Source organism: Micromonospora sp. LZ34 (assembly GCF_052981855.1).
Window position 1 is genome coordinate 103,808 of record NZ_JBRIQN010000002.1, and the last position, 22,708, is coordinate 126,515.

The 22,708-nt window shown below is 73.9% G+C and carries 17 protein-coding genes and 4 pseudogenes; 10 read left to right on the forward strand and 11 right to left on the reverse strand.

From position 1 onward, the window contains the following. Positions 1-49: 49 nt before the first annotated feature. The 5 genes from ACVCAH_RS02790 (at position 50) to ACVCAH_RS02810 (ending at position 4,516) form a co-directional block, all read left to right on the forward strand. Complete coding sequence (locus ACVCAH_RS02790) at positions 50-964, forward strand: ABC transporter ATP-binding protein (RefSeq protein ID WP_447134452.1); 915 nt, start codon at positions 50-52, stop codon at positions 962-964. After that, entirely contained in the window at positions 957-1,841 is an 885-nt protein-coding gene (locus ACVCAH_RS02795) for an ABC transporter permease (RefSeq protein WP_447134453.1), read from the forward strand. The genes ACVCAH_RS02790 and ACVCAH_RS02795 overlap by 8 nt, the downstream gene beginning before the upstream one ends. Continuing rightward, on the forward strand, positions 1,838-2,794 hold the full coding sequence (locus ACVCAH_RS02800) for an ABC transporter ATP-binding protein (protein ID WP_447134454.1): 957 nt from the start codon (positions 1,838-1,840) through the stop codon (positions 2,792-2,794). Before ACVCAH_RS02795 ends, ACVCAH_RS02800 begins: the two co-directional genes overlap by 4 nt. Before the next feature lie 4 nt (positions 2,795-2,798). Then, a complete protein-coding gene (locus ACVCAH_RS02805) occupies positions 2,799-3,509 on the forward strand; it encodes an ABC transporter permease (protein ID WP_447134455.1) in 711 nt (236 codons plus the stop codon). A 383-nt stretch (positions 3,510-3,892) separates the two neighbouring features. Beyond that, positions 3,893-4,516 carry a hypothetical protein gene (locus tag ACVCAH_RS02810; RefSeq protein WP_447134456.1) on the forward strand — a complete coding sequence of 208 codons (624 nt, stop codon included), beginning with the start codon at positions 3,893-3,895 and terminating at the stop codon, positions 4,514-4,516. 10 nt (positions 4,517-4,526) lie between these two features. On the opposite strand, the gene valS is transcribed toward ACVCAH_RS02810, so the two are convergent. From valS to ACVCAH_RS02855, 9 genes and pseudogenes are all read right to left on the reverse strand, one after another. Then, a complete protein-coding gene (gene valS / locus ACVCAH_RS02815; protein WP_447134457.1) occupies positions 4,527-7,091 on the reverse strand; it encodes a valine--tRNA ligase in 2,565 nt (854 codons plus the stop codon). Between the two features lie 102 nt (positions 7,092-7,193). After that, a complete protein-coding gene (locus tag ACVCAH_RS02820) occupies positions 7,194-8,759 on the reverse strand; it encodes a S1 family peptidase (protein WP_447134458.1) in 1,566 nt (521 codons plus the stop codon). Positions 8,760-8,914: 155 nt separating this feature from the next. Continuing rightward, on the reverse strand, positions 8,915-10,801 hold the full coding sequence (locus ACVCAH_RS02825; RefSeq protein ID WP_447134459.1) for an ABC transporter ATP-binding protein: 1,887 nt from the start codon (positions 10,799-10,801) through the stop codon (positions 8,915-8,917). Next, the gene (locus tag ACVCAH_RS02830; protein WP_447134460.1) at positions 10,798-12,630 is read right to left on the reverse strand and encodes an ABC transporter ATP-binding protein; all 1,833 of its coding nucleotides are present in this window, start codon (positions 12,628-12,630) and stop codon (positions 10,798-10,800) included. The genes ACVCAH_RS02825 and ACVCAH_RS02830 overlap by 4 nt, the downstream gene beginning before the upstream one ends. Positions 12,631-12,667: 37 nt before the next feature. After that, positions 12,668-13,183: a methylated-DNA--[protein]-cysteine S-methyltransferase gene (locus ACVCAH_RS02835; protein ID WP_447134461.1), complete on the reverse strand. Its 516-nt coding sequence runs from the start codon at positions 13,181-13,183 to the stop codon at positions 12,668-12,670. Continuing rightward, a pseudogene (locus tag ACVCAH_RS02840) lies at positions 13,180-13,566 on the reverse strand (DNA-3-methyladenine glycosylase family protein); the annotation flags it as partial. The pseudogene ACVCAH_RS02840 and the gene ACVCAH_RS02835, both read right to left, overlap by 4 nt. A gap of 92 nt (positions 13,567-13,658) precedes the next feature. Further along, positions 13,659-14,682 (reverse strand): annotated as a pseudogene (locus ACVCAH_RS02845) (bifunctional transcriptional activator/DNA repair enzyme AdaA); the annotation flags it as partial. A 94-nt stretch (positions 14,683-14,776) separates the two neighbouring features. Continuing rightward, positions 14,777-16,117 (reverse strand): FAD-binding oxidoreductase, encoded by a 1,341-nt coding sequence (locus ACVCAH_RS02850; RefSeq protein WP_447134462.1) that lies wholly within the window; start codon positions 16,115-16,117, stop codon positions 14,777-14,779. After that, positions 16,114-17,013, reverse strand: coding sequence for an LLM class flavin-dependent oxidoreductase (locus tag ACVCAH_RS02855; protein ID WP_447134463.1), 900 nt, complete (start codon positions 17,011-17,013; stop codon positions 16,114-16,116). Before ACVCAH_RS02855 ends, ACVCAH_RS02850 begins: the two co-directional genes overlap by 4 nt. Before the next feature lie 65 nt (positions 17,014-17,078). On the opposite strand from ACVCAH_RS02855, the gene ACVCAH_RS02860 reads away from it, so the two are divergent. Further along, complete coding sequence (locus tag ACVCAH_RS02860; RefSeq protein ID WP_447134464.1) at positions 17,079-17,486, forward strand: winged helix-turn-helix transcriptional regulator; 408 nt, start codon at positions 17,079-17,081, stop codon at positions 17,484-17,486. A gap of 98 nt (positions 17,487-17,584) precedes the next feature. Continuing rightward, positions 17,585-18,016: pseudogene (locus ACVCAH_RS02865) on the forward strand (hypothetical protein); the annotation flags it as partial. A 242-nt stretch (positions 18,017-18,258) separates the two neighbouring features. Here ACVCAH_RS02865 and ACVCAH_RS02870 read toward each other — a convergent pair. Next, a pseudogene (locus tag ACVCAH_RS02870) lies at positions 18,259-19,029 on the reverse strand (EamA family transporter); the annotation flags it as partial. Positions 19,030-19,107: 78 nt separating this feature from the next. Here ACVCAH_RS02870 and ACVCAH_RS02875 point away from each other — a divergent pair. The 3 genes from ACVCAH_RS02875 (at position 19,108) to ychF (ending at position 21,663) form a co-directional block, all read left to right on the forward strand. Beyond that, the gene (locus ACVCAH_RS02875) at positions 19,108-19,629 is read left to right on the forward strand and encodes a MarR family winged helix-turn-helix transcriptional regulator (RefSeq protein WP_447134465.1); all 522 of its coding nucleotides are present in this window, start codon (positions 19,108-19,110) and stop codon (positions 19,627-19,629) included. 84 nt (positions 19,630-19,713) lie between these two features. Beyond that, on the forward strand, positions 19,714-20,448 hold the full coding sequence (locus ACVCAH_RS02880; protein ID WP_447134466.1) for a Type 1 glutamine amidotransferase-like domain-containing protein: 735 nt from the start codon (positions 19,714-19,716) through the stop codon (positions 20,446-20,448). 129 nt (positions 20,449-20,577) lie between these two features. After that, positions 20,578-21,663, forward strand: coding sequence for a redox-regulated ATPase YchF (gene ychF, locus ACVCAH_RS02885; RefSeq protein WP_447134467.1), 1,086 nt, complete (start codon positions 20,578-20,580; stop codon positions 21,661-21,663). A 273-nt stretch (positions 21,664-21,936) separates the two neighbouring features. Here ychF and ACVCAH_RS02890 read toward each other — a convergent pair whose 3' ends face one another. Then, complete coding sequence (locus ACVCAH_RS02890; protein ID WP_447134468.1) at positions 21,937-22,305, reverse strand: hypothetical protein; 369 nt, start codon at positions 22,303-22,305, stop codon at positions 21,937-21,939. Positions 22,306-22,708 lie beyond the last annotated feature (403 nt).

Consider the following 22,708-nt stretch of genomic DNA (forward strand, 5'->3'; position numbering starts at 1 on the left):
AGGGGCACATGTGGCCCGCGGCGGGCGCGGACTGCCTACGCTGGGCGGCGTGACACTGATCGCGACCGAGTCGCTGACCAAGACGTACGGGGGTGGGGTCACCGCGCTGGCCGATCTGACCGTCGCGGTCGAACCCGGGATCATCGGCCTGGTCGGCGCGAACGGCGCCGGCAAGTCGACCCTGATCAAGATCCTGCTCGGCCTGCTCCCGCCGACCAGCGGGCGGGTACGGGTGCTCGGGCTGGACCCGACCACCCAACCTGACCAGGTGCGGGCCCGGGTCGGCTACATGCCCGAGCACGACGCCCTGCCACCCGACCTCACCGCCGCCGAGCTGGTCACCCACCTCGGCCGGATGAGCGGCCTGCCCAGGACGGTGGCCCGCGAACGGGCCAGCGAGGCACTGCGGCACGTCGGGCTCTACGAGGAGCGCTACCGCCCGGTCGGCGGTTACTCCACCGGCATGAAGCAGCGGGTGAAGCTGGCCCAGGCGCTGGTGCACGACCCCGATCTGCTGCTGCTCGACGAGCCGACCAACGGCCTCGACCCGGCCGGGCGGGACGCCATGCTGGCCCTGGTGCACCGGATCGGCACCGAGTTCGGCATCTCCGTCCTCGTCTGCTCGCACCTGCTCGGCGAGGTGGAGCGGATCTGCGACACGCTGGTCGCCATCGACGGCGGCCGGCTGCTGCGCGCCGACAACATCTCCGCGATGACCACCGCCACCGACGTCCTCGCGGTCGAGGTCAGCGAGGGCACGGAGGAGCTGGCCGCCCGGCTGGCCGCGCTGCGCCTGCCGGTGACCCGCGAGGGGCGGCTGCTGCTCGTCGAACTCGCCGACGACGCCACCTACGACCTGATCCTCGGCGCGGTCGCCGAGCTGGACCTGCCGCTGCACCGGCTGGACCAGCGCCGGCACCGGGTGGCCGAGCTGTTCGCCACGAGGGAGCCCAGCCATGTCTGAGCCGGCCGGTGTCATCCACGACATCGGATACCAGCGCTACACCGGTCCCCGACTGGGCCGGGGCGCCGTCTTCGCCGCCCTGTACCTGCACGGGCTGCGGACCGTCTTCGGCTTCGGCCGCAGCGCCAAGGCGAAGATCTTCCCCTGGCTGGTGGTGGGCATCGTGACCCTGGTGGCCGCCGGGGTCACCGCGGTGCGCAGCCAGATCGGCGAGGTCGTGCTGACGTACGCGCAGTTCGCCGACAACATGAGCTGGCTGGTCATCTTCTTCGTCGCGGTGGCTGCCCCCGAGCTGGTCAGCCGTGATCTGCGCAGCGGCGTGCTGCCGCTGTACTTCTCCCGGCCGCTGCCCCGGTCGGACTATCCGCTGGCCAAGCTGCTCGCCCTGGTCACCGCGCTGTGGCTGCTGCTCGGCGGGCCGCAGCTGGTGATGTTCCTGGGCGCCGCGTTCACCACCAAGGACGGGATGCGGGGGGTCTGGAACGAGCTGCTCGACCTGCTGCCGGGCCTGCTCTACGCCGGTCTCTGGGCGGTGGTGTTCGCCTCGATCGGCCTGCTGATCGCCGCGCTCACCGGCAAGCGGGCGTTCGCCGCCGGCGGGATCGTGGCGGTGTTCCTGATGACCACGCCGATCGTCGGCATCCTCTCCATCCTGCCCTCGCGGGCGGTCAACGAGCTGGCCTTCCTCGCCTCGCCGTCGACCCTGGTGGGCGGCGTGGGCACCTGGGCGCTGGGCGACCTGCTGGTGCCGGCGGGTCAGGACGCCGACATCCCGATCGGTGACTTCGGCCCGGTCTACGCCCTCGCCGCCGTGCTGCTCGTCGCCGCCTGCCTCACCCTGCTGCTGGCCCGGTACCGGAAGGTGGCCACCCGATGAGCGCGATCAGTGCCGAGCCGACCACGGCACCCACCCGCACGACGAGCACGCTGGACCTGACGGGGGTCTCCCGCTGGTACGGCAACGTGGTGGCCGTCAACGACGTCAGCATGCGCCTCGGGCCGGGCGTCACCGGACTGCTCGGGCCCAACGGCGCCGGCAAGACGACCCTGCTGCACATGATGGCCGGCTTCCTGGCCCCGTCGCGCGGCACGGTCACCCTCGACGGCGCGCCGACCTGGCGCAACCCGGAGGTCTACCGGCGGCTGGGCCTGGTCAGCGAGCGGGAGGCGGTGCACACCTTCCTCAGCGCGTACGAGTTCGTGCTGGCCAGCGCGAAGCTGCACCGGCTGCCGGACCCGGTCGGGGCGACCCGCCGCGCGATCGCCCTGGTGGAGCTGGAGGCCGCGCAGTCCCGCCGGATCGGCACCTACTCCAAGGGCATGCGGCAGCGCGCCCGGGTGGCGGCGGCGCTGGTGCACGACCCGCAGGTGCTGCTGCTCGACGAGCCGTTCAACGGGATGGACCCGCGCCAGCGGCTGCACATGATGGAGCTGCTGCACCGCCTCGGCGACGCGGGACGGACCATCCTGTTCAGCTCGCACATCCTCGAGGAGGTCGAGCAGGTCTCCGGCACCGTGCAGGTGATGGTCGCCGGCCGGCTCGCCGCCTCCGGCGACTTCCGCACCATCCGCCGCCTGATGACCAACCGGCCGCACGTCTTCGCGGTGCGGTCCACCGACGACCGGGCGCTCGCCGTGGCGCTGATGGCCGAGCCGTCGGTCACCGGGGTGGAGCTGGACCGCGCCGGGCTGACCGTACGGGCCGGCGACTACGGCGCCTTCACCCGGGCGCTGCCGAAGATCGCCCTGTCCCACGGCATCCGGGTCCGGCAGCTGGTACCGGAGGACGAGTCCCTGGAGAGCGTCTTCTCCTACCTGGTGGAGGCCTGAGCACATGTCAACCGTTTCCTGGATCACCGCGCGCGGGCTGTTCGGGCGGCGCCGCTTCCTGCTGCTGTTCCCGCTGCCGGTGCTGCTGGTGCTGCTCGCCGTGCTGTCCCGCGCCCTGGGCGTGGACCCGGGCGAGTGGGGCCCGCCGGTGCTGGTCGGCCTCGGCCTGGCCGTGGTGCTGCCGGTGATCGCCCTGATCGTCGGCACCGGGGTGCTCGGCGCCGAGATCGACGACGGCACCGTGGTGCACATCCTCACCAAGCCGCTGCCGCGCTGGCAGATCGTGCTGCCGAAGCTCGCGGTGGCCGCCGGCGTCACCGCGGTCACCGTCGCCGTCCCGCTCTACGTGGCGGGGGTGCTCGCCCACTCGGTCCGCCTCGGGCTGGCGCTCGCCGCCGCCGGGTCGATCGGGGCGCTGGCCTACTGCGCGCTGTTCCTCGCGCTCAGCCTGGTCACCCGGCGGCCGGTGCTGCTCGGGCTGGTCTACGTGCTGATCTGGGAGGGGCTGCTCGGCAACTTCGTCAGCGGCACCAAGGTGCTCTCCATCCAGCAGTACGTGATCTCGCTCGCCGACCGGTTCGCCCCGACCGAGCTGCTCGCCACGGACGTGTCGGTGCCGGTCGCGACCGTGATGACGGCGCTCATCGCGGTCGGATTCACCGTGCTGGCCATCGACCGCCTCCGCTCGTTCAGCGTGGCCGGCGAAACCAGTTGAGACGCGCGGTCGTCCGGCGGACCGGCTGAGTCCGCCCACGTCAGCGCGTAGCCGCCCGGCACGCGGTGAAGGGCCGGCACCTGAGTCCGTCCGGTTGGCGGCAAGGCCGGAGCGGTGAGATCCCGCCGGCCGTGGGGCCGGGAGGCCCGTTTCGCAGTCGAGCGACATTCCGCAGCGGCATATTTATGCCGCTGCGGAATGCTGCTCGTCGACCGGACAGTCCTGCCCGCCCGCCGCGGGCGCCGGCCGACCGGGTCTGGGCCGGGCGGGTGCCGGGCCCGGCGGTCGTGGGATGGGGAGCAGGGCGGTGCATGGTAGGGCTGGCCGGATGGACCGGGGGAGGGCCGACCGGGAAGGCTGTCGGCGTGAATGTGGAGGCGGGAATGGTCATGCCGCGTGAGTCGTCCGCCGGTCGGCACTGGCTGATCAGCCTGGCCGTCGCCGGGGCGGCCGCCGCGGCGACCACCACGGCGGCCCAGGGCAGCGGTCACTTCCACTGGTGGGCCGGGTTCGTGCTGATCCCCGGAGCGCTGATCGCGGCCACCGGCGGGCCGCTGCTCGCCCGCGGCGGCGGGCGGGCGTTCGCCGGCTACGTGATCGCCTGCGTCGGGGCGCTGGTGTTCGCGGTCGGGGCGCTGCTGATGTTCGGCGTGATGGGCCGAGGCTGGCCCGTAATGATCATCCTGCCCTGCCTGGCGGTCGCCGGCACCTACCTCTGGCGGCCGGCCCACCCGCTGGCCCGCGGGCTGCACCGGGCCGCCGCCCTGCTGGCGCTCGCCGGCGCGCTGCTCGGCGGTGCCTACCAGCTGACCCGGGTCGGCCTGGTCGAGGTCGGCGCGGCCCGGCTCTGGGGTGCCTGCCTGATGCTGGCCGGCGTGATAGTGCTGGGCAACGCGGTCGAGCTGACCCGGCACCGGATGCCGTACCGGCTCCAGGCGATCACCCTGCTGGTCGGCCCGGCGGTGGTCGCCTTCCTGCTCGGCCTCCGCCTCCTCCGCGGCTGGTGACCGCGGAGGGTCAGAAGGCGCAGGCGATGACGAGTTCCGGGGTGCGGTCGGGAAGCAGATCGAGTTTGCCGATCCGGCCCGCCGCCCGCAGGTCGTCGGCGACCAGGGTGAGCTGGTCCAGCAGCGCGGCCGGGCCGAGCGCCTCGGCCAGCGGCACCTCCGCCTTCATCGACAGCTTCCGCTCCGACTTGGCCCGCCGCACCTGACTGAGCGCGTCCCCGGCCAGCCGCAGCAGCGTCGGATCGCCCTCACCCTGGATCGCCCGGCCCACCTCGTGGGTGGTCGGCCACGGCGCCCGGTGCACCGAGCCGTACCGCCACCAGGACCAGACCTCCTCGGTCACGAACGGCAGCACCGGGGCGAGGAGCCGCAACTGCACCGACAGCGCGTTGGCCAGCCCCGCCCGCGCCGAGTCGGCCCCCGGCCCGGAGCCGTAGGCGCGCTCCTTCACCAGTTCGATGTAGTCGTCGCAGAACCGCCAGAAGAACGCCTCGGTGGCCTGCAACGCCGCGGTGTGGTCGTACGCCTCGAGCGCGGACGTCGCGGTGGCGACCAGGCCGGAGAGTTCGGCGAGCATGGCGCGGTCCAGCGGCTCGGTCGCCGGGGCGCGCAACGCGTCGGCGGCGCCCAGCCCGAGGGCGAACTTCGACGCGTTGAGCAGCTTGGTGGCCAGCCGCCGGCCCACCTTGATCTGCGCCGGGTCGAAGGCGAGGTCCATGCCGGGCTTGCCGTTCGCCGCCCAGTACCGGACCGCGTCGGAGCCGTGCTGCTCGAGCAGCGCCATCGGGGTGACGACGTTCCCCTTGGACTTCGACATCTTCTTCCGGTCCGGGTCGAGGATCCAGCCGGAGAGCACCGCGTCCCGCCAGGGCAGCACGCCGTGCTCCAGGTGGGCACGGACCACCGTGGAGAAGAGCCAGGTCCGGATGATCTCCTGCCCCTGCGGGCGCAGGTCCATCGGGAAGACCCGGGCGAACAGATCCGGGTCGGTCTCCCAACCGCCGACGATCTGCGGGGTGAGCGACGAGGTGGCCCAGGTGTCCAGCACGTCCGGGTCGGCGACGAAGCCACCCGGCCGCCCGCGCTGGGACTCCTCGTATCCGGGCGGGGCGTCGCTGGACGGGTCGACCGGCAACGCGGACTCCTCCGGCGTGAGAGGCTGGGACCAGTCCGGCTCGCCAGCGTCGTCGAGCCGGTACCACACCGGCACGGGCACGCCGAAGAAGCGCTGCCGGCTGACCAGCCAGTCGCCGGTCAGCCCGCTGACCCAGTGCTCGTAGCGGTGCCGCATGTGCTCCGGCACCCAGTGCAGTTCCCCGCCCCGGGCCAGCAGCGCGTCGCGCAGCGCGGCGTCCCGGCCGCCGTTGCGCAGGTACCACTGCCGGGTCGAGACGATCTCCAGCGGCCGGTCGCCCCGCTCGTAGAACTTCACCTGGTGGGTGATCGACCGCGGCTCGCCGACCAGGTCACCCGCGTCGGCCAGCAGCTCGACGATGGTCCGCCGGGCGCCGTTGACGGTCTGCCCGGCCAGCGCCGCGTACGGCTGGACCGGCACGCCGGCCGGCGGCTCGGGCAGCAGCCGGCCGTCCCGGCCGATCACCACGCGGGTGTCCAGTTGCAGCTCGCGCCACCAGGTCACGTCGGCCAGGTCGCCGAAGGTGCAGACCATCGCGATGCCGGTGCCCTTGGCCGGGTCGGCCAGCGGATGCGCGCGCACCGGCACCTCGACGCCGAAGAGCGGGCTGCGCGCGGTGCCGCCGACCAGGTCGGCGTAGCGCTCGTCGTCCGGGTGGCAGACCAGCGCCACGCAGGCCGGCAGCAGCTCCGGCCGGGTGGTGTCGATCAGCACCTCACGCCCGCCCGGCCCGGTGAACCGCAGCCGGTGGTACGCCCCGGGGCGTTCCCGGTCCTCCAGCTCCGCCTGGGCGACCGCGGTGGCGAACCCGACGTCCCAGAGCGTCGGCGCCTCCGCCTGGTACGCCTCGCCCCGGGCCAGGTTGCGCAGGAACGCCCGCTGCGACGTGGCCCGGGCCACCCGGCCGATCGTGGTGTACGTCAGCGACCAGTCCACCGACAGCCCCAGCCGGTGCCAGAGCGCCTCGAAGACCTGCTCGTCGGCGACCGTCAGCCGCTCGCACAGCTCGATGAAGTTCTGCCGGGAGATCGGCGCCGGGTCCCGGCGGGCGGCCTCGCTGACCGGCGTGGCCGGCGGCCGCCAGCCCGGGTCGTACGGCAGGGCGGGATCGCAGCGCACCCCGTAGACGTTCTGCACCCGGCGCTCGGTGGGCAGGCCGTTGTCGTCCCAGCCCATCGGGTAGAAGACCGCCCGGCCGCGCATCCGCTGGAACCGGGCCACCAGGTCGGTGTGCGTGTACGAGAAGACGTGCCCCATGTGCAGCTCGCCCGATACGGTCGGCGGCGGGGTGTCGATCGCGTACACGTCGGACCGCTGCTTCGAGCGGTCGAACGCGTACGTGCCCTCCTCCTGCCAGCGGCGCGCCCAGGTCTCCTCGATGCCGTCCAGGGTGGGACGCTCGGGGACGCCGGCGCGGGCCGTCCTCGCCGTATCGGTCATCCGTCGATCGTAGGCAGCGGCCGGAGCCCGGACCACGGCTTATCCCGCGCGCCGCGACCGATTTCCCGCCGCCGGCCCGGCGGCCAGCGGCGGGATCGGTGGCTACGGCACGATCGGGCCGAGCAGCGGGGCCCGGGTGGGGAGCTGGAAGCCGAGCCCGGTGCGGGCGTTCACCCGGTCGAGGATGGTGGAGACCGGCGCGTAGTAGTTGCGCTCGGTCGGGTTGGTGCAGGCGCCCTGGCCCGGGTCGCCGTCGGACAGGATGCCCAGCGCCTTGCCGTCCGACTCGGTGAAGAGCGGCCCGCCGCTGTCGCCCGGCCGGGCGCAGATGTGTACGTCGATCCCGCCGCTGCCCTTGCTGAAGATTTCCCCGCACCGGGTGCCCGGCACGTAACCCGCGCCGGCCCCCGAGTCGACGTAGGTCTCACCGGCCTTCGGCGTGTACGCCGACCCGGTGGCGCAGACGATCCAGCCGACGTGGATCGCGCTCGCCGCCACGTATCCGGTCACCGGCACGTCCCGGCTGCCCTGCTCGTCGGTGCAGCGCGGATTGTCCGGCACGCACCAGTAGTTGACCAGGTTGAGCGGGTCGGTGGTGGTGCGGCGCGGGTACGCCCAGCGGTCCAGCGCCCCCGGCTGATACGGGATCACCGCGTAGTCGATGGGGAAGGCGGCGTTCTCGGCCAGCACCGGGCTGGTCGACTCGACCCCGACCGGCACCTTCGGCCCGAGGAACTGGTGCCAGGTGCGGTCCTGCAACTGGTGCCGGCCGCCGACCACGCAGTGCCCGGCGGTCAGCACGTAGTACGCCCCGGAGCGGGCGCGCAGGTTGAAGCCGGAGGTGCAGCCGCCCACCGTGCCGTCGTCGCGGGGCACGTCGAGCCGGATCCCGCCGCGCATCGGCGCCTTCGCGCAGTAGCGGGGGTCGCACGCCTTCTGGACCGTGCCCGCGGGCAGCCGGGTACGCGCCTTCGCCGGCACCCCGGCCGCGCCGAGCGCGTCGGCCAGCCGGGGGTCGTCGGCCTCGATTACGTCGCCGGTGAGCACCGCGACCTCGTTGGTCTGCACGTCGACCACCACGTCGCTGCCGGCGGCGGCGTCCAGGGCGCCGGCGAGCTTGGTCGCGCCGGCGGTGAGCTGGCGCAGCGAATGCCGCACCGGCACCACCTTGACGTGTGCCGCGTCCGGCAGGTCGGCCACCGCCGCGCGCAGCGGCGCCGGGTCGGTGGCCGCGATGGTGAGCACGCCGCCGCCGGCCTGGTCCAGCCACATCCCGGCGTACTGGTCGGGGAACTCGGTGGCGAGCCGCTCGGCGAGCGGTGCGGAGAGTTCCTGGAGGGCGAGCCGCCGGGCCGCCTCGTCCCGGTCGACCCGATAGCGGTCGCGCAGGTAGGACATCGAGGCGGGAGTGTCCCGGGCGACCTCGCCGGCCGGCCGGGCGGCGGTCTGCGCCGGGCGGCGTGCGCCGCCGCTGGCGCCGGGTCGGCTGCCGAGGCCGCTCTCCGCGCCGGCCGCTTCGTCCGCCGGCACCTCCGCGGTGCCGGCCGGCGCTCCGGTCGCGGCGACCGGTGTCGGGTCCGCGCCGTCCGGTGCCAGGGCCACGCCCGCCGCGCCCAGCAGGCCGGCGACCACCACCCCGGCGATCATCACCCGTCGTCGGATTCGCACGCCGTGACCTCCCCGTGTTCTCGGCGGTGCCTTGTCGAGCGGCGGGCCGGGCCCGACCCCTCGACCAGGGGAGTCTAGTGGCTCGCATGATCACCGCGGGGCCCGGCACCGCGCCGGCGGCCGGCGCGGCCCACTCCGCGGTGCGGCCGTGCGGATCAGAGCAGCGACTCCCGCCACTGCCGGTGCAGGGTGGCGTACCGGCCACCGGCGGCGGCGAGCCGTGCCGGCGGGCCGTCCTCGACGATCCGGCCGCCGTCGAGGACCAGCACCCGGTCGGCGATCTCCACGGTGGAGAGCCGGTGCGCGATGACCAGGGCCGTCCGGTCCCGCAGGATGGTGCCGAGCGCGTGCTGGACCAGCCGCTCGGTCGGCACGTCCAGCGACGAGGTCGCCTCGTCCAGGATCAGCACCGTCGGGTCGGCCAGGAAGGCCCGGGCGAACGCGACCAGTTGCCGCTGCCCGGCGGAGAGCCGGCCGCCGCGGCGGTGCACCTGGGTGGCGTACCCGTCGGGGAGGGCGGCGATGAAGTCGTGCGCGCCGATCGCCCGGGCGGCGGCCTCGACGGCGGCGTCGTCGGCGGCCGGCCGGCCGAAGCGGATGTTCTCCGCGACCGTGCCGCCGAACAGGTGGGTCTCCTGGGTCACCAGCACCACCGCGCGGCGCAGCTCCGCGTCGGCGACCTCCCGCAGGTCGACCCCGTCGAGGCGGACCGAGCCGGTGAGCGGGTCGTGGAACCGGGCGAGCAGCTTCGCGATGGTCGACTTGCCCGCCCCGGTCGGGCCGATCAGCGCGACGGTCTGCCCGGCCGGGACGGTGAGGTCCAGCTCGGTGAGGATCGGTGTCTCCGGCCGGTAGCCGAAGGTGACCGACCGGAACGCCACCGCGCCGCGCTCCGGCCCGGCGGGCAGCGGCACGGGCCGGGCCGGCTCGGCCACCGCCGGTCGCTCGTCGAGCACCCCGGCCAGCTTCTCCAGCGCGGCCGTGGCCGACTGCAGCGAGTTGTAGAACTGGCTCAGCTCCTGCATCGGTTCGAAGAACCGCCGCAGGTAGAGCAGGAACGCGGCGAGTACGCCGATCCCGGTCGCGCCGCCCAGCACCCGCCAGCCGCCGTAGCAGAGCACCACCGCCACGGTGACGTTGCCGATCACCTTGATCCCCGGTGAGTACGTCGCGATCAGCCGGAACGCGTCCCGGCTGGCCCGCCGGTAGTCGTCGTTCACCGCCGCGAAGATGTGCTGGTTGCGCGGCTCCCGGCGGAACGCCTGCACCGCGCGGATGCCTCGGGTCGACTCGACGAAGTGGACGATGACCAGCGCCATGGCCTCACGCGTGCGCCGGTACGCGCCGGCCGAGGCGCGGGCGAACCAGCGGGAGAGCCAGAACAGGAACGGGAAGGCGAGCAGCGTCACGGCGGCCAGCGGGAGGTCCAGCCAGAGCAGGATGGCGGCCACCGACACGATCGACAGCACGGCGAGGACCAGGCTGTCGATGCCGCCGTCGACGAGTTCGGCGATCGAGTCGAGGTCGCTGGTGAGCCGGGAGACCATCCGCCCGGAGGTGTACCGCTCGTGGAACGCCACCGGCAGGCGCAGGAAGTGCCCGTACACCCGCTGGCGGAGGTCGAGCAGGACGGCCTGGCCGATCTGGGCGGAGCGGGTGAGGAAGCCGCGCCGGGCCAGGTACTCGACGGCGGCGGCGACGCCGAACGCGCCGGCGACCGCGACCAGGGGGCCGGCGTCGCCGGCGCGCAGCGGCGGGATCGCCCGGTCGATGCCGAGCATCACCAGGTACGGCCCGGCCATCGCGGCCGCGTTCTGGCTCAGCAGCAGCGTGACCGCCGCGCCGAGCCGGCGCCGGTGCGGGCGGAGCAGGTCCCGCAGCAGCAGCCGGCTGCGGGCCCGCAGCCGGGCCACCGCCTCGGGCGTGGCCTCTTCGGCCTGGCTGCGGTCGGCGTCCGGGTCGGTGGCGATCCCGCGCCACCGGGTGAGCGCCGAACCGTCGTCCCCGGCCGCGTCGGCGTCCCGGTCCGCCTCGGCGGTCACGACCGCACCAGGCCCCGGCCGCCGGGCGCCGGCTCGGCGGTCGCGCCGGGCACCGGCCCGGCGGAGAGCACCGCGCGGTACGCGGGCACCGTGGCGAGCAGTTCGGAGTGCCGACCGACCGCGGCGATCCGGCCGTCGTCGAGCAGCGCCACCCGGTCGGCGAGGGCGATGGTCGACGGCCGGTGCACCACCAGCAGCGCGGTGGTGTCCCGCAGCACCCGCTTCAGCGCCGCCTCCACCAGCGCCTCGGTCTGCACGTCGAGGGCGGAGAGCGGGTCGTCGAGGACGAGCAGGGCCGGTCGGCCGAGCACCGCCCGGGCCAGCGCGAGTCGCTGCCGCTGCCCGCCGGAGAGCGACAGCCCCTGCTCGCCGACCCGGGTGGCCAGCCCCCACGGCAGGTCGTACGCGAAGTCGGCCTGGGCCAGCGCGAGGGCGGCCCGCACCTCGTCCTCGCCGGCGTCCGGCCGGCCCAGGGTGAGGTTCTCCCAGACCGACATGGAGAACAGGGTCGGCTCCTCGAACGCCACCCCGACCAGCCGGCGCAGCGAGGCCAGCCGGAGCTGCCGCAGGTCGTGCCCGTCGAGGGTGATCCGCCCGCCGGTCACCTCGTGCAGCCGGGGCACCAGGGAGAGCAGCGTGCTCTTGCCGCAGCCGGTCGCGCCGACCAGCGCCAGCGTCTCGCCCGGCTCGACGGTCAGCTCGATCTCCCGCAGCACCGGCGCCGTGGTCCCGGGGTAGCGGAAGGAGACCCGCTCGAAGCGGAGCCGGCCGCGGACCGCGGCGCGGGGGAGGGCCACCGCGCCCGGCGCGTCCAGGATGGCCGGTGGGGTGTCCAGCACCTCCTGGACCCGGTCGGCCGCGGTCGCCGCCTCCTGCCCGTTGGCGATGATCCAGCCCAGCGACTGCACCGGCCAGATCAGCATCAGCTGGAGGCTGACGAAGGCGACCAGCTCGCCGATGGTGAGCACCCCGGCGGCGGCCGCCGCGGCCCCGGCCACCAGCACGGTGCCCAGGGTCAGGTTCGGCACCAGGTCGAGCTTGGCGGAGGTGCGGGCCAGCAGCCGCCCCTTGCCGACCCCGGTGTCGTGCAGGGCCCGCGCACCGGTGGCGAACCGGGCCGCCAGCTCCGGCCCCCGGCCGTACGCCTTCATGGTGCGCAGGCCCTGCGCGGTCTCCTCGACCAGCGTGGCGACGTCGCCCTGCTGGTCCTGCATCCGGCGGGACGCGGTGTGGTAGGCGCGGGCGAAGCGGCGGCTGATCAGCAGCAGCGGGACCGCGCTGGCCGCCACCAGCAGCCCCAGCGCGGGGTGCAGCCGGATCAGCAGCACCACCACGACCAGGTAGGTGACCAGGTTGAGCACCAGGAAGAACAGGCCGAAGGAGAGGAACCGGCGGATCACCGACAGGTCGCTGGTGATCCGGGAGAGCAACTGACCGGACTGCCAGCGGTCGTGGAAGCTGGCCGGCAGCCGCTGCAGGTGGGCGTAGACGTCCGCCCGGATGGCCGCCTCCATGGCCACTGAGGAGGACGACTGCACCCACCGCCGTACGAAGATCAGCAGCGCCTCGGCCAGGCCGAGCAGCAGGGCCAACCCGGCCAGCCGGAACAGGCCGGCCGGGTCCTGCCGGGCGATCGGCCCGTCGACCACCCGCTGCGCCACCAGCGGTACCGCGATGCTGGCCCCGGTGGCGGCCAGCGCGGCGGCCAGCAGCCAGCCGAACTCGACCGCGTACGGGCGCAGGTAGTGGCGCAGCCGCCAGAGGTTGTGCAGCGGATGGCGGCCGGCCGCGACCTCGGGAGCCGGGTTGCCGTCGCTCTCCGCAGGCACTACCCGACGGTAGCGGCAAATATGGGATCGACAGGTGTCAGCTTGCCGTCAACCGCCGCTCATGACCGAGAAGCCACTTCTTCACGTCCAGTCCCCAGCGGTAGCCGCCGAGCGTCCCGTCGGTGCGCAGCACCCGGTGGCAGGGGACGAAGAGCGCGGCCGCGTTGCGGGCGCAGGCCGCCGCGGCGGCGCGTACCGCCAGCGGGCGGCCGGCCAGCCCGGCGAACCCGGTGTAGGTCACCGGCTCGCCCGGCTTCACCTCGCGCAGCACCGCCCAGGCGTGCGTCATGAAGGCACCGCCGGTGTGCTGCCGTACCGGCACCCCGTCGATCGCGGTCAGATCACCGTCGAGATAGGACGCGACGGCGGTGGTGACCGGGCCGAGGTCGGCCCGGTCACGCAGCGGCGCCCGCAGGCTCGGGTGCATCACCGGGAGCAGGTCCTGCGGGTCGGCGGTGAAGCCGGCCGCCCGGACCGCGCCGTCGGCGTCGACGAGGATGCTCAGCGGTCCGGCCGGGGTGGTGACGACGGTGCTGTCGATGGTCGTGGTCATGCTGCTCTCCAGAGTCGGATCACCGCGTACGAGCGCCAGGGGCGCCAGCGCTCGGCGTACGCGTCGAGGGTCTTCGGGTCGGTGGGCAGGCCGAGGGCGGCGGCGCCGCGGCGGACGGCCAGGTCGGTGGGGAGCAGGACGTCCGGGTCACCGAGCGCGCGCATCGCCACGTAGCCGGCGGTCCACGGTCCGATCCCGGGCAGCGCCAGCAGTCCCCGCGCGGCGGCCGTCCGGTCCCCACCCGGTTCCAGGTCGATCTCCCCGCCGGCGACGGCGCGGGCGAGCGCCCGGATGGTCTCCCGCCGCCCGGCGGGCATCCCGAACGCCTCGTCCGGCAGCGCGAGCACCTCCTCCGCCCCCGGAAACCCCCGCAACCCGCCCGCTCCGACGTGTTGATCATGGGGTTGGCGGTGGTTTCGGAGATCGACATCGCCGTCAACCTCATGATCAACGGGGTGGGCGTCGGGGGAGGGGGTGTGGGTGAGGAGGCGGGTGAGGGTGGTGCGGGCGGAGGTGACCGAGACCTGCTGGCCGATGACGGCGCGGACGGCCATCTCGAAGCCGTCGACCGAGCGGGGGAGGCGGATCCCCGGCTCGGCGGCGACCGCCGGGGCCAGCGCCGGATCGGCGGCGAGGGTCTGGTCGACCGCGGCGGGATCGGCGTCGAGGTCGAGCAGGCGGCGGCACCGGGCCACCACCGGAGCGAGATCGCGCATGTCGGTCAGCCGCAGCGTCGCCGACACGTGCCCGTCCGCCGGCGTCAGCGCCACCTCGCCGGTGCCGTGCGGCAGCCGTACGCCGCGCCGGTAGGTGCCGTCGCGCACCTCCTCTACCCCCGGCAGCGCGCGCAGCGCGAGGAAGTCCAGCAGCGCGCGGGCGTGCAGCGGCGGGCGGTACGCCAGTCGCAGCGTGATCGTGCCCGCCCCGCCCGGCGCCGGCCGCCGGGCGGCCCGCAGCTCGGACGGGGCGACCCCGTACACCTCGCGGACCGTGTCGTTGAACTGCCGGACGCTGCCGAACCCGGCCGCGAACGCGATCTCGGCCAGGCCGAGGCCGGTGGTCTCGATCAGGGTGCGGGCGGTCTGCGCGCGTTGCGCCCGGGCCAGCGCGAGCGGCCCGGCGCCCATCTCCGTGCGCAGCATCCGGTGCAGGTGCCGCTCGGTGTAGCCGAGCCGGGCGGCCAGTCCCGGGACGCCCTCCCGGTCCACCACCCCGTCGGCGATCAGCCGCATCGCCCGGCCGACCACGTCGGCGCGGACGTCCCACTGCGGCGAGCCGGGGGCCGCGTCCGGCCGGCACCGGCGGCAGGCGCGCAGGCCGGCGCCCTGCGCCGCCGCGGCGGACGGGAAGAACCGCACGTTCTGCCGCTTCGGGGTCGTCGCCGGGCAGGACGGCCGACAGTAGATTCCGGTCGAGGTCACACCGGTGTAGAACCAGCCGTCGAACCGCTGGTCGCGGCTGTCGACGGCCCGGTAACACCGTTCGAAGTCCAACTCCACGACACCGATGATGCTCCTGCTCGCGGCCCCTGGCTCGCGGGAATCGGACGTGGCCGTACGGGCGGAGCGAGCCGCCCGCCGCCGGCCCGGCCGGTCAGCGCCGCTCGCCGCGCTGACCGGCCCGCTCGGCGAGCAGCGCCGGACGGAACACGCCGTCCGGGTCGTACCAGCGCCACGCCCGGGCCACCCGGGTGCCGGTCTCGCCCGGGTAGATCCGGTCGAACGCCGCGCGGTCCGGCCGGGCCTCGAAGTTGACGTACGCCCCGTCGGTGTGCCGGGCGACGCCCCGGAAGGCCGCGTCCAGCGCCGCCCCGTCCTGCGGCGGGAAGACCGAGGCGACGACGAGCGTGTTCTGGTGCCGGTGCGGGTACGCGGTCGCCTCCGGCGCCACGTCGTTGACCGCGCCACCCACCGATCGCAGCTGCACCAGTGCGCGGTGCGGGCCGGTGACCGCCCGCATGACGGCCCGGGCACCCGCCTCGTCCATCTCGGGCAGCAGCCCGTTGGTGGTGAGTGACGGCTGCTGCCCCACGTTCGGGTGCAGGTGTGCCGGCGGCACCAGGGCCGAGTACGGCACCAGGTCGGTCCGGTGGTCCAGCAGCTTTCCGATCTCGAGCAGCGGCTGCACGGCGGGCCGGACGCGGCCCATGCTCTCCGCGGCGACCACGGCCGTGATCTGCATGACGGCCGACGACCCGTACGGGAACAGCACGGCCGCCGTGGCGAGCTCCCGCGGCGCCTCGGCCAGGTAGGCCCCCCACTCCCGCAGGGTGCCGCCGTCCGGGCGGGCCTCGACGGCGAGCTGGGCGACGCCGACGTTGCGGATCTCGGCCGCCTCGATCTCGAACGCCACCACGATGCCGAGGCCCGCGCCGGCGCCCCTGACCGCCCAGAACAGCTCCGGCTCGTGCTCCGCGTCCGCCCGCAGCACCGTCCCGTCGGCCAGCACCACCTCGACGGCGCGCACGTGGTCGATGGTCAGCCCGTACGAGCGGACCAGCCAGCCGACGCCGCCGCCGGTGGCCAGGCCGCCGACGCCGACGTTGCCGTGGTCACCGGAGCTGATCGCCAGCCCGTGCGGAGCCAGCGCCCGGGCGACCATCGCCCAGCGTGCGCCGGCCTCGACCCGGACCAGCCGGGTGCGCCGGTCGAGCACCTCCACCCGGTTCAGCGCGGACAGGTCGATCACCACACCGCCGTCGTTGGAGGAGGAACCCGACAGGCCGTGGCCGCCGCTGCGGACGGCCACCGGCAGCGCCTGCTCCCGGGCGTAGCGGACCGCGGCCACCACCTCCGCGGTGCTCTCCGGCAGCAGCACCGCCGCCGGGTTGGCCCGGGTGGTGTACGTCGATCGGAGCATCGCGTACCGCCGGTCGCCGGGCGTGACGAGCTTGCCGGTCAGCTGCTCCGGCAGGGTGGATCGCAGGTGGTTCATCGCTGCCCCCTGAGCTGACGTACCTGTTCGCGAACGGCCGGCACCACCTGTGCGGCGAAGACCTCCAGCTGGGCCCGGTGCGACGTGACCGGCCAGAAGACGAAGGTGTCGAAGCCCAGGTCGGTCGCCCATCCGGTGAGCGTGTCGACCCAGTGGCGCACGTCGCCGACGAGGCCGGTGGCGCCGCGGTACGGGCCGATGGCGCCGATCACGTTGTAGATCCGCCGGATCGCCGCCGGGTCCCGGCCCGCTCCACGGGCCGCTTCGTCGATGATCTGCTGGCGGGACGGCACCTCGGCCGGCGGCACGTAGATGTTCAGCGGCGAGATCCACCCGTCGGCGTGCCGGCCGGCGACGGTGAGCATGCGCGGTCGCTGGCCGCCCAGCCACAGCGGCACCGGGGCCGGCGGCACCGGCCCGGCCTGGTAGCCCTCGACGTTGTGCTGGTCGCCGCGGAAGCGCACCGCGTCACCGGCCAACGCCCGCCGCATGATCTGCAGCGCCTCGGCGGTGTACGCCACGGTCGCCGGGCCGCTACGCCGGGGGCCGCCCATGGCGGCGATGGCGTCCGGACTCGGGCCGCCACCGACGCCCAGGACCACCCGACCGCCGGTCAGCACGCTGAGCGACGCGGCCGACTTGGCGAGCATGGTCGGCGGGCGCAGTTGCAGGTCGGCGACGTCGGTCAGGAACGAGATCCGCTCCGTCTCGGCGGCCAGGTGGCTGATCAGCGTCCAGGTGTCGAAGTAGCTTGGCTGGTAGGCGTGGTCCTGGACGGCGAGGTAGTCCAGTCCGCCCTGGATGGCGGCCTGCGCCAGTTGTCGGGTTTCCCGGAATTTGTCGACTGAAGGATCGAGGCTGAACCCGAAGGTCAGCGGCTGGTGGTAATCGGTCATGGGCACAAGGCTGCGTACGCCGGGCCGGCTTGCCAAACCCGAGGTTAGCTGCTAATCATTGGTAAGTGACTAACCGAAAGCTGCCCATCGGTCTGACCTACCAGGAGATCGACGACGCGGGCTGCCGGGTCTTCCAGGACGCGCTGGAACTGGTCGGCCGCCGGTGGACCGGGGCCATCCTGCTGGCCGCCGCGCGCGGCGCCCGCCGGTTCGGCGAGTACCGGGCGGCGGTGGGCGGGATCTCCGACCGGCTGCTCGCCCAGCGGCTCAAGGAGCTGGAGGCCGACGGGCTGATCGAGCGGACGGTGATCCCGACGTCCCCGGTGCAGATCCGCTACGCCCCGACCGGCGACGGCGTGGAGCTGATGACGGTGCTCCAGCCCCTGATCGACTGGGGGCACCGGCGGCGAGGGAGGTCGCTCGGCGGATCTGGTGCCGGCCCGGCCGGCGGTGCCGACGACGGCGGGCGCTGACGGGCTGCGGTGCGGACCCGCCCGGCCGCCGTCCGCCGCTGAAACTGTCGGTTGTGGCCGGTACCGTCCCGGCACCAACTCAAGAAGGGGTGCGAGCGATGGCGAGCGTGGCGGGTCGGGAAGCGGCGTCGACACGGGACGGGCAAACCCCCCTGGACCGGGCGGTGGTGCAGCGCTTCTACGACCGGATGCGCGCGGTCGCCCCGGCCGCGGTCGGCGCCATCGAACGGGACCGGGCCGGTGACCGGGGCCGGGCCTTCGGCGACACCGCCTGCGGCCGGCTCGTCCGTTCGCTCGACGACCCGGGGCGCCGCGCGCTCGGCATGTGGGTGCACCACTGGTGCATGCGGTTCTACGACGACGACACCCGGGTGGGCCTGCGCCTGGTCCGGGAGATCGCCGGCCGCTCGGGGCTGGGCTGGACGGCCGACGAGGTGCGCTGGATGCTCCGCGAGTCGTACGCGGCCGGCCCGGCCGCCGGCGCCCGCTTCACGCTGCCCCTGGCCGCCGCGGCCGAGCTGGCCCCCGGGGAGCTGACCGCGGAGGAGCTGCCGGTGGGCCCACCGGCGACCGGGTCGCCACCCGCGATCGAGCCGCTGCCCGCCGCGCCCGACGCGGGGCGGCTGGCCGCCGTGATCCCCCGCCAGCCCCGGCCCGCCCACCGCGACTGACCGGTGCGCCGGTTCACCCGTCGGGGTGGCACCTGCCCGACCACGGTGGCGCCGACCGCCACCGCGAAGCCGGCCAACTGCCAGCCGGTCATCGCCTGACCGAGCGCGACCCAGCCCAGCACGGCGGCGGTCAGCGGGCTGAGCGCCCCGAGCAGCGAAACCTGGGTGACCGGCAGCCGCGCGGCGCCGCGGAACCACAGCGCGTACGCCAACGCCGTGCCGACCAGCGTCAACCAGGCGTACCCGGCGAGGGCCGGCAGGTCGGGCGCCGCGGGCCGCCCCTCGACGGCCAGCGCCAGCGGCACCACCATCAGCCCGCCGGCGGTGAGCTGCCAACCGGTGGCGGTGAGCGTGCCGACCCCGGGCGGGCGTCCCCAGCGGCGGGTCAGCACCAGGCCGGTGCCCATCGCGGCGGTGGCGGTCAGCCCCGCCGCCACGCCGGCCGGGTCGAGCCCGGCGGTCGGGCGCAGCACGACCAGGGTCACCCCGACCAGCGCCGCCACCGCGGCGGCCAGTGCCCGGGGTCGGGGCCGTTCGCTGAGCAGCAGCACGGTCAGCCCGGCGACCAGCAGCGGCTGGGTGGCGCCGAGTACCGCGGCGGTGCCGCCCGGCAACCGGTAGGCGGCGAAGAAGAGCAACGGAAAGAACGCCCCGATGTTCAGCGCGCCGAGCACGGCCGAACGCCACCACCACGCGCCGTGCGGGCGGTGTCGGGTGAGCGCCAGCAGCAGCAGACCGGCCGGGAGGGCCCGGATCGCGCCGGACCAGAGCGGTCGGCCCGGCGGCAGCAGCTCGCTGGTGACCAGGTACGTCGTGCCCCAGGTGATGGGGGTGACGGCGGTGAGCAGGGTGTCGGCCCAGCGGCGGTCCATCGGTTCCCTCCAAGCTAGCTTCTCGCTAAGTAGCTTAGTGCTAAGCTACTTAAGGGCAAGCGAAAGGGGAAGTGCGGGGTGCGGCACAATCCGGAGGCGGCCCAGCGGGATGACGTGGACGACATCGTCGAGCAGTGGCGGCGCGAGCGGCCCGACCTGCGGCCCGAGCCGATGGCCGTGTTCGGCCGGATCTACCGGCTCGCCCGGCTCGTCGGCGACGAGCAGGAACGCACCTACGCCCGCTGGTCGATCAGCCGGGGAGAGTTCGACGTGCTGGCCACGCTGCGGCGTGCGGGCGAGCCGTACACCCTGGCGCCGAAGGCGCTCGCCGCCTCGATGATGCTCACCTCCGGCGGGATGACCGGCCGGCTGGACCGGTTGGAACGGGCCGGGCTGGTCCGCCGCTCGCCCGACCCGGCGGACCGGCGCGGGCTCCAGGTCACGCTGACCCCGGCCGGGCGGCACCTGATCGAGGAGGCCGCCGAGGCGGGGCTGGCCGTGCAGCGCCAGGTGCTCGACGCGCTGCCGCCCGAGGACCAGGAACGCCTCGCCGACCTGCTGCGTACGCTGCTGGGCGCGGTCACCGACCGGGAACGGTGACCGGCGCGCGGACCGCGCCCGGCGGCCACCGGCGTCGCCGTCTCGGGCAGGATGGTCAGCGCCCGCCCCGACGGAAGGACGACCGTGCCCGCCAGCGAACCGACCATCCTCGCCACCAGCATGGGCATCTACGCGCCGCGCCGCGACGGCGAGCCGCGCCGGGTCAACCCGGTCTTCGACCTCGCCGCCGAACTGGCCGGCGCCGGGTCGCAGCCCAGGATCTGCTTCCTCAACCAGGCCGAGGGTGACCAGCCGAGCACGCTGACCCGGGTCTACGAGGCGTTCGCCGGCAGCCGGTTCCGAATGTCGCACCTGGCGCTGTTCCCTATGCCGAACGTGGACGACGTCCGCGCCCACCTGCTGGCCCAGGACGTCGTCTGGGTGGGCGGGGGCAGCGTCGCCAACCTCTGCGCGGTCTGGCGGGTGCACGGCCTCGGCGAGATCCTGCGCGAGTGCTGGGCGGCCGGGGTGGTGCTGGGCGGCGTTTCCGCCGGGTCGATCTGCTGGCACGTCGGTGGCGCCACCGACAGCTTCGGCACCACGCTGCGCGGCTTCACCGACGGACTGGGCTGGCTGCCCTACGGCAACGGCGTGCACTACGACAGCGAGGAGCAGCGCCGGCCGCTGATGCACCGGCTGGTCGGCGACGGCACGCTGCCGACCGCGCACTGCACCGACGACGGCACCGGGCTGCTCTACCGGGGCAGCCGGCTGGTCGAGGCGGTCGCGGACCGCGAGGGGGTCTCGGCGTACGAGGTCAGCCGCGCCGACGACGGCACCGTGCGGGAGACCGGGATCCCGCCGCGCCTGCTCGGCTGAGTCAGCTTGTAGATCCTGGTAGGAAAGGGCCCCTCCAGGGGCCCTTTACAACCAAGATCCGATTCGTCCCGGCGCGCGACACCGCACCGGCCGCCCGGGCCGGCGGTCACCGGCGTAAGCTGGCTCGTCGTGAGTCTCACCATCGGCATCGTCGGCCTGCCCAACGTCGGCAAGAGCACCCTGTTCAACGCGCTGACCAAGAACGACGTGCTCGCGGCGAACTACCCGTTCGCCACCATCGAGCCCAACGTCGGCGTCGTCGGGCTGCCGGACGCGCGGCTGCACAAGCTCGCCGAGATCTTCAGCTCGCAGAAGGTGCTGCCCGCGCCGGTGTCGTTCGTCGACATCGCCGGCCTGGTGCGCGGCGCCTCCAAGGGGCAGGGTCGGGGCAACGCGTTCCTGGCCAACATCCGCGACGCCTCGGCGATCTGCCAGGTGGTCCGGGCCTTCTCCGACCCGAACGTGGTGCACGTCGACGGCAAGGTCTCCCCGGCCGACGACATCGAGACGATCAACACCGAGCTGATCCTGGCCGACATCCAGACGCTGGAGAGGGCGGTGCCGCGGCTGGAGAAGGAGGCCAAGCTCCGCAAGGACCGGGCCGCCGCGCTGACCGCCGCCAAGAAGGCCGTCGAGCTGCTCGACACCGGCGTCACCCTGTACGCGGGTGCCAAGGACGTCGGCATCGAGCTGGAGCACCTGCGCGAGCTGCACCTGCTCACCACCAAGCCGTTCCTGTACGTCTTCAACGTCGACGAGGCGGAGCTGGGCAACGCCGAGTTCCTCGACGAGCTGCGCGCGCTGGTCGCCCCCGCCGAGGCGATTTTCATGGACGCCAAGATCGAGTCCGAGCTGGTGGACCTGCCCGAGGAGGAGGCCCGCGAGCTGCTGGAGTCGATCGGGCAGAACGAGCCCGGCCTCGACCAGTTGGTCCGGGTCGGCTTCCGCACGCTCGGCCTCCAGACGTACCTCACCGCCGGGCCCAAGGAGGCCCGGGCCTGGACCGTCCCGATCGGCGCCACCGCGCCGGAGGCCGCCGGGGTCATCCACTCCGACTTCCAGCGCGGCTTCATCAAGGCCGAGGTGGTCTCCTACGACGACCTGGTCGCGGCCGGCTCGATGGCCGCCGCCAAGGCGGCCGGCAAGGTCCGGATCGAGGGCAAGGAGTACCTCATGCAGGACGGCGACGTCGTGGAGTTCCGCTTCAACGTCTGAACCCGGCCAGTTCCCGCAGGTCAGGAGGTTGGTGCCTTGCCCTGGGGCACACCGGGGGCACAACCCCAAGCCTCATCGACCGCCCGGCGGGTGCGCTCCTCCGAGTCCGGCATCAGGTGCCCGTAGGTCGACAGGACTAGGGTCCCGTTCTCGTGCCCCCGCACGTCCATGTCGTGACACTACCGAACAAGTGTTCGACCGGCCGGCTGCCGGCATGTCGGGTCACGGGACGTCCGTAACAGATCAGTCTCGGGACGTGCGTGACACATCCGGCTAGAAGATCGCGAGTTGGCCAGGGTAGGGAGTCGGTGGGTCCGGTTCCGGCAAGAGCTCTGCGGCCTCGGCGGCGAGGCGGTCGATCGTCTCGACGGGCATGAGGAAGGCGATGTGCCAGGTCTCGTCGTCGTGGCCGATCAGGGCTGTGACGGTGTCATCGTTGATGGCCCAGTGCACCGGTATGCCGGCGGCGTCGCCGATCTGCAATGCCCGTCGGGCGGACCAGTCGGCGTGGCGGATGGACCGCAGGCGAGTGAGCTCGCTGAGGTGGGCCCAGAAGTGGAACTCCCACGATGGTGCTTGCAGCATCACCATCACAACGGCGGGATCACCATCGCCGCTGGGATGAATCGACACGTTGACCATCGGCGAAGGATGACAGACGCGACTCGGTGACAGGGGTCGGGCGCCGGTGCTCTTGATGCTGTGCTTAGAGCCGACTCCGCGAAGCCCGCCACGCTCATCCACCAACACTCGGCGGAGTGTCACGCAGGTCCTGATACCGATGTGTCACGTAGGTCCTGAGACCGGACAGGCCGGCTGCCGGCGATGTCAGGCACCCAGTTGATGCGTTACGCATCTATTCCAGTTGATGGGTGACAGTTCGTCGGCTGGTAATGCCTGGTCGTCACACCGCGTGACTGATCCGCCGCCTGCTGACGGGGCGCGCGATGGATGGTGCCCACCAGCAGCGCGCGGTCAGCGGCATGTGCGGGCGTTACCGCGCAGTGGCCGATGGCGGGAGGTGCGAGTGTGACCCTGAGGGCGC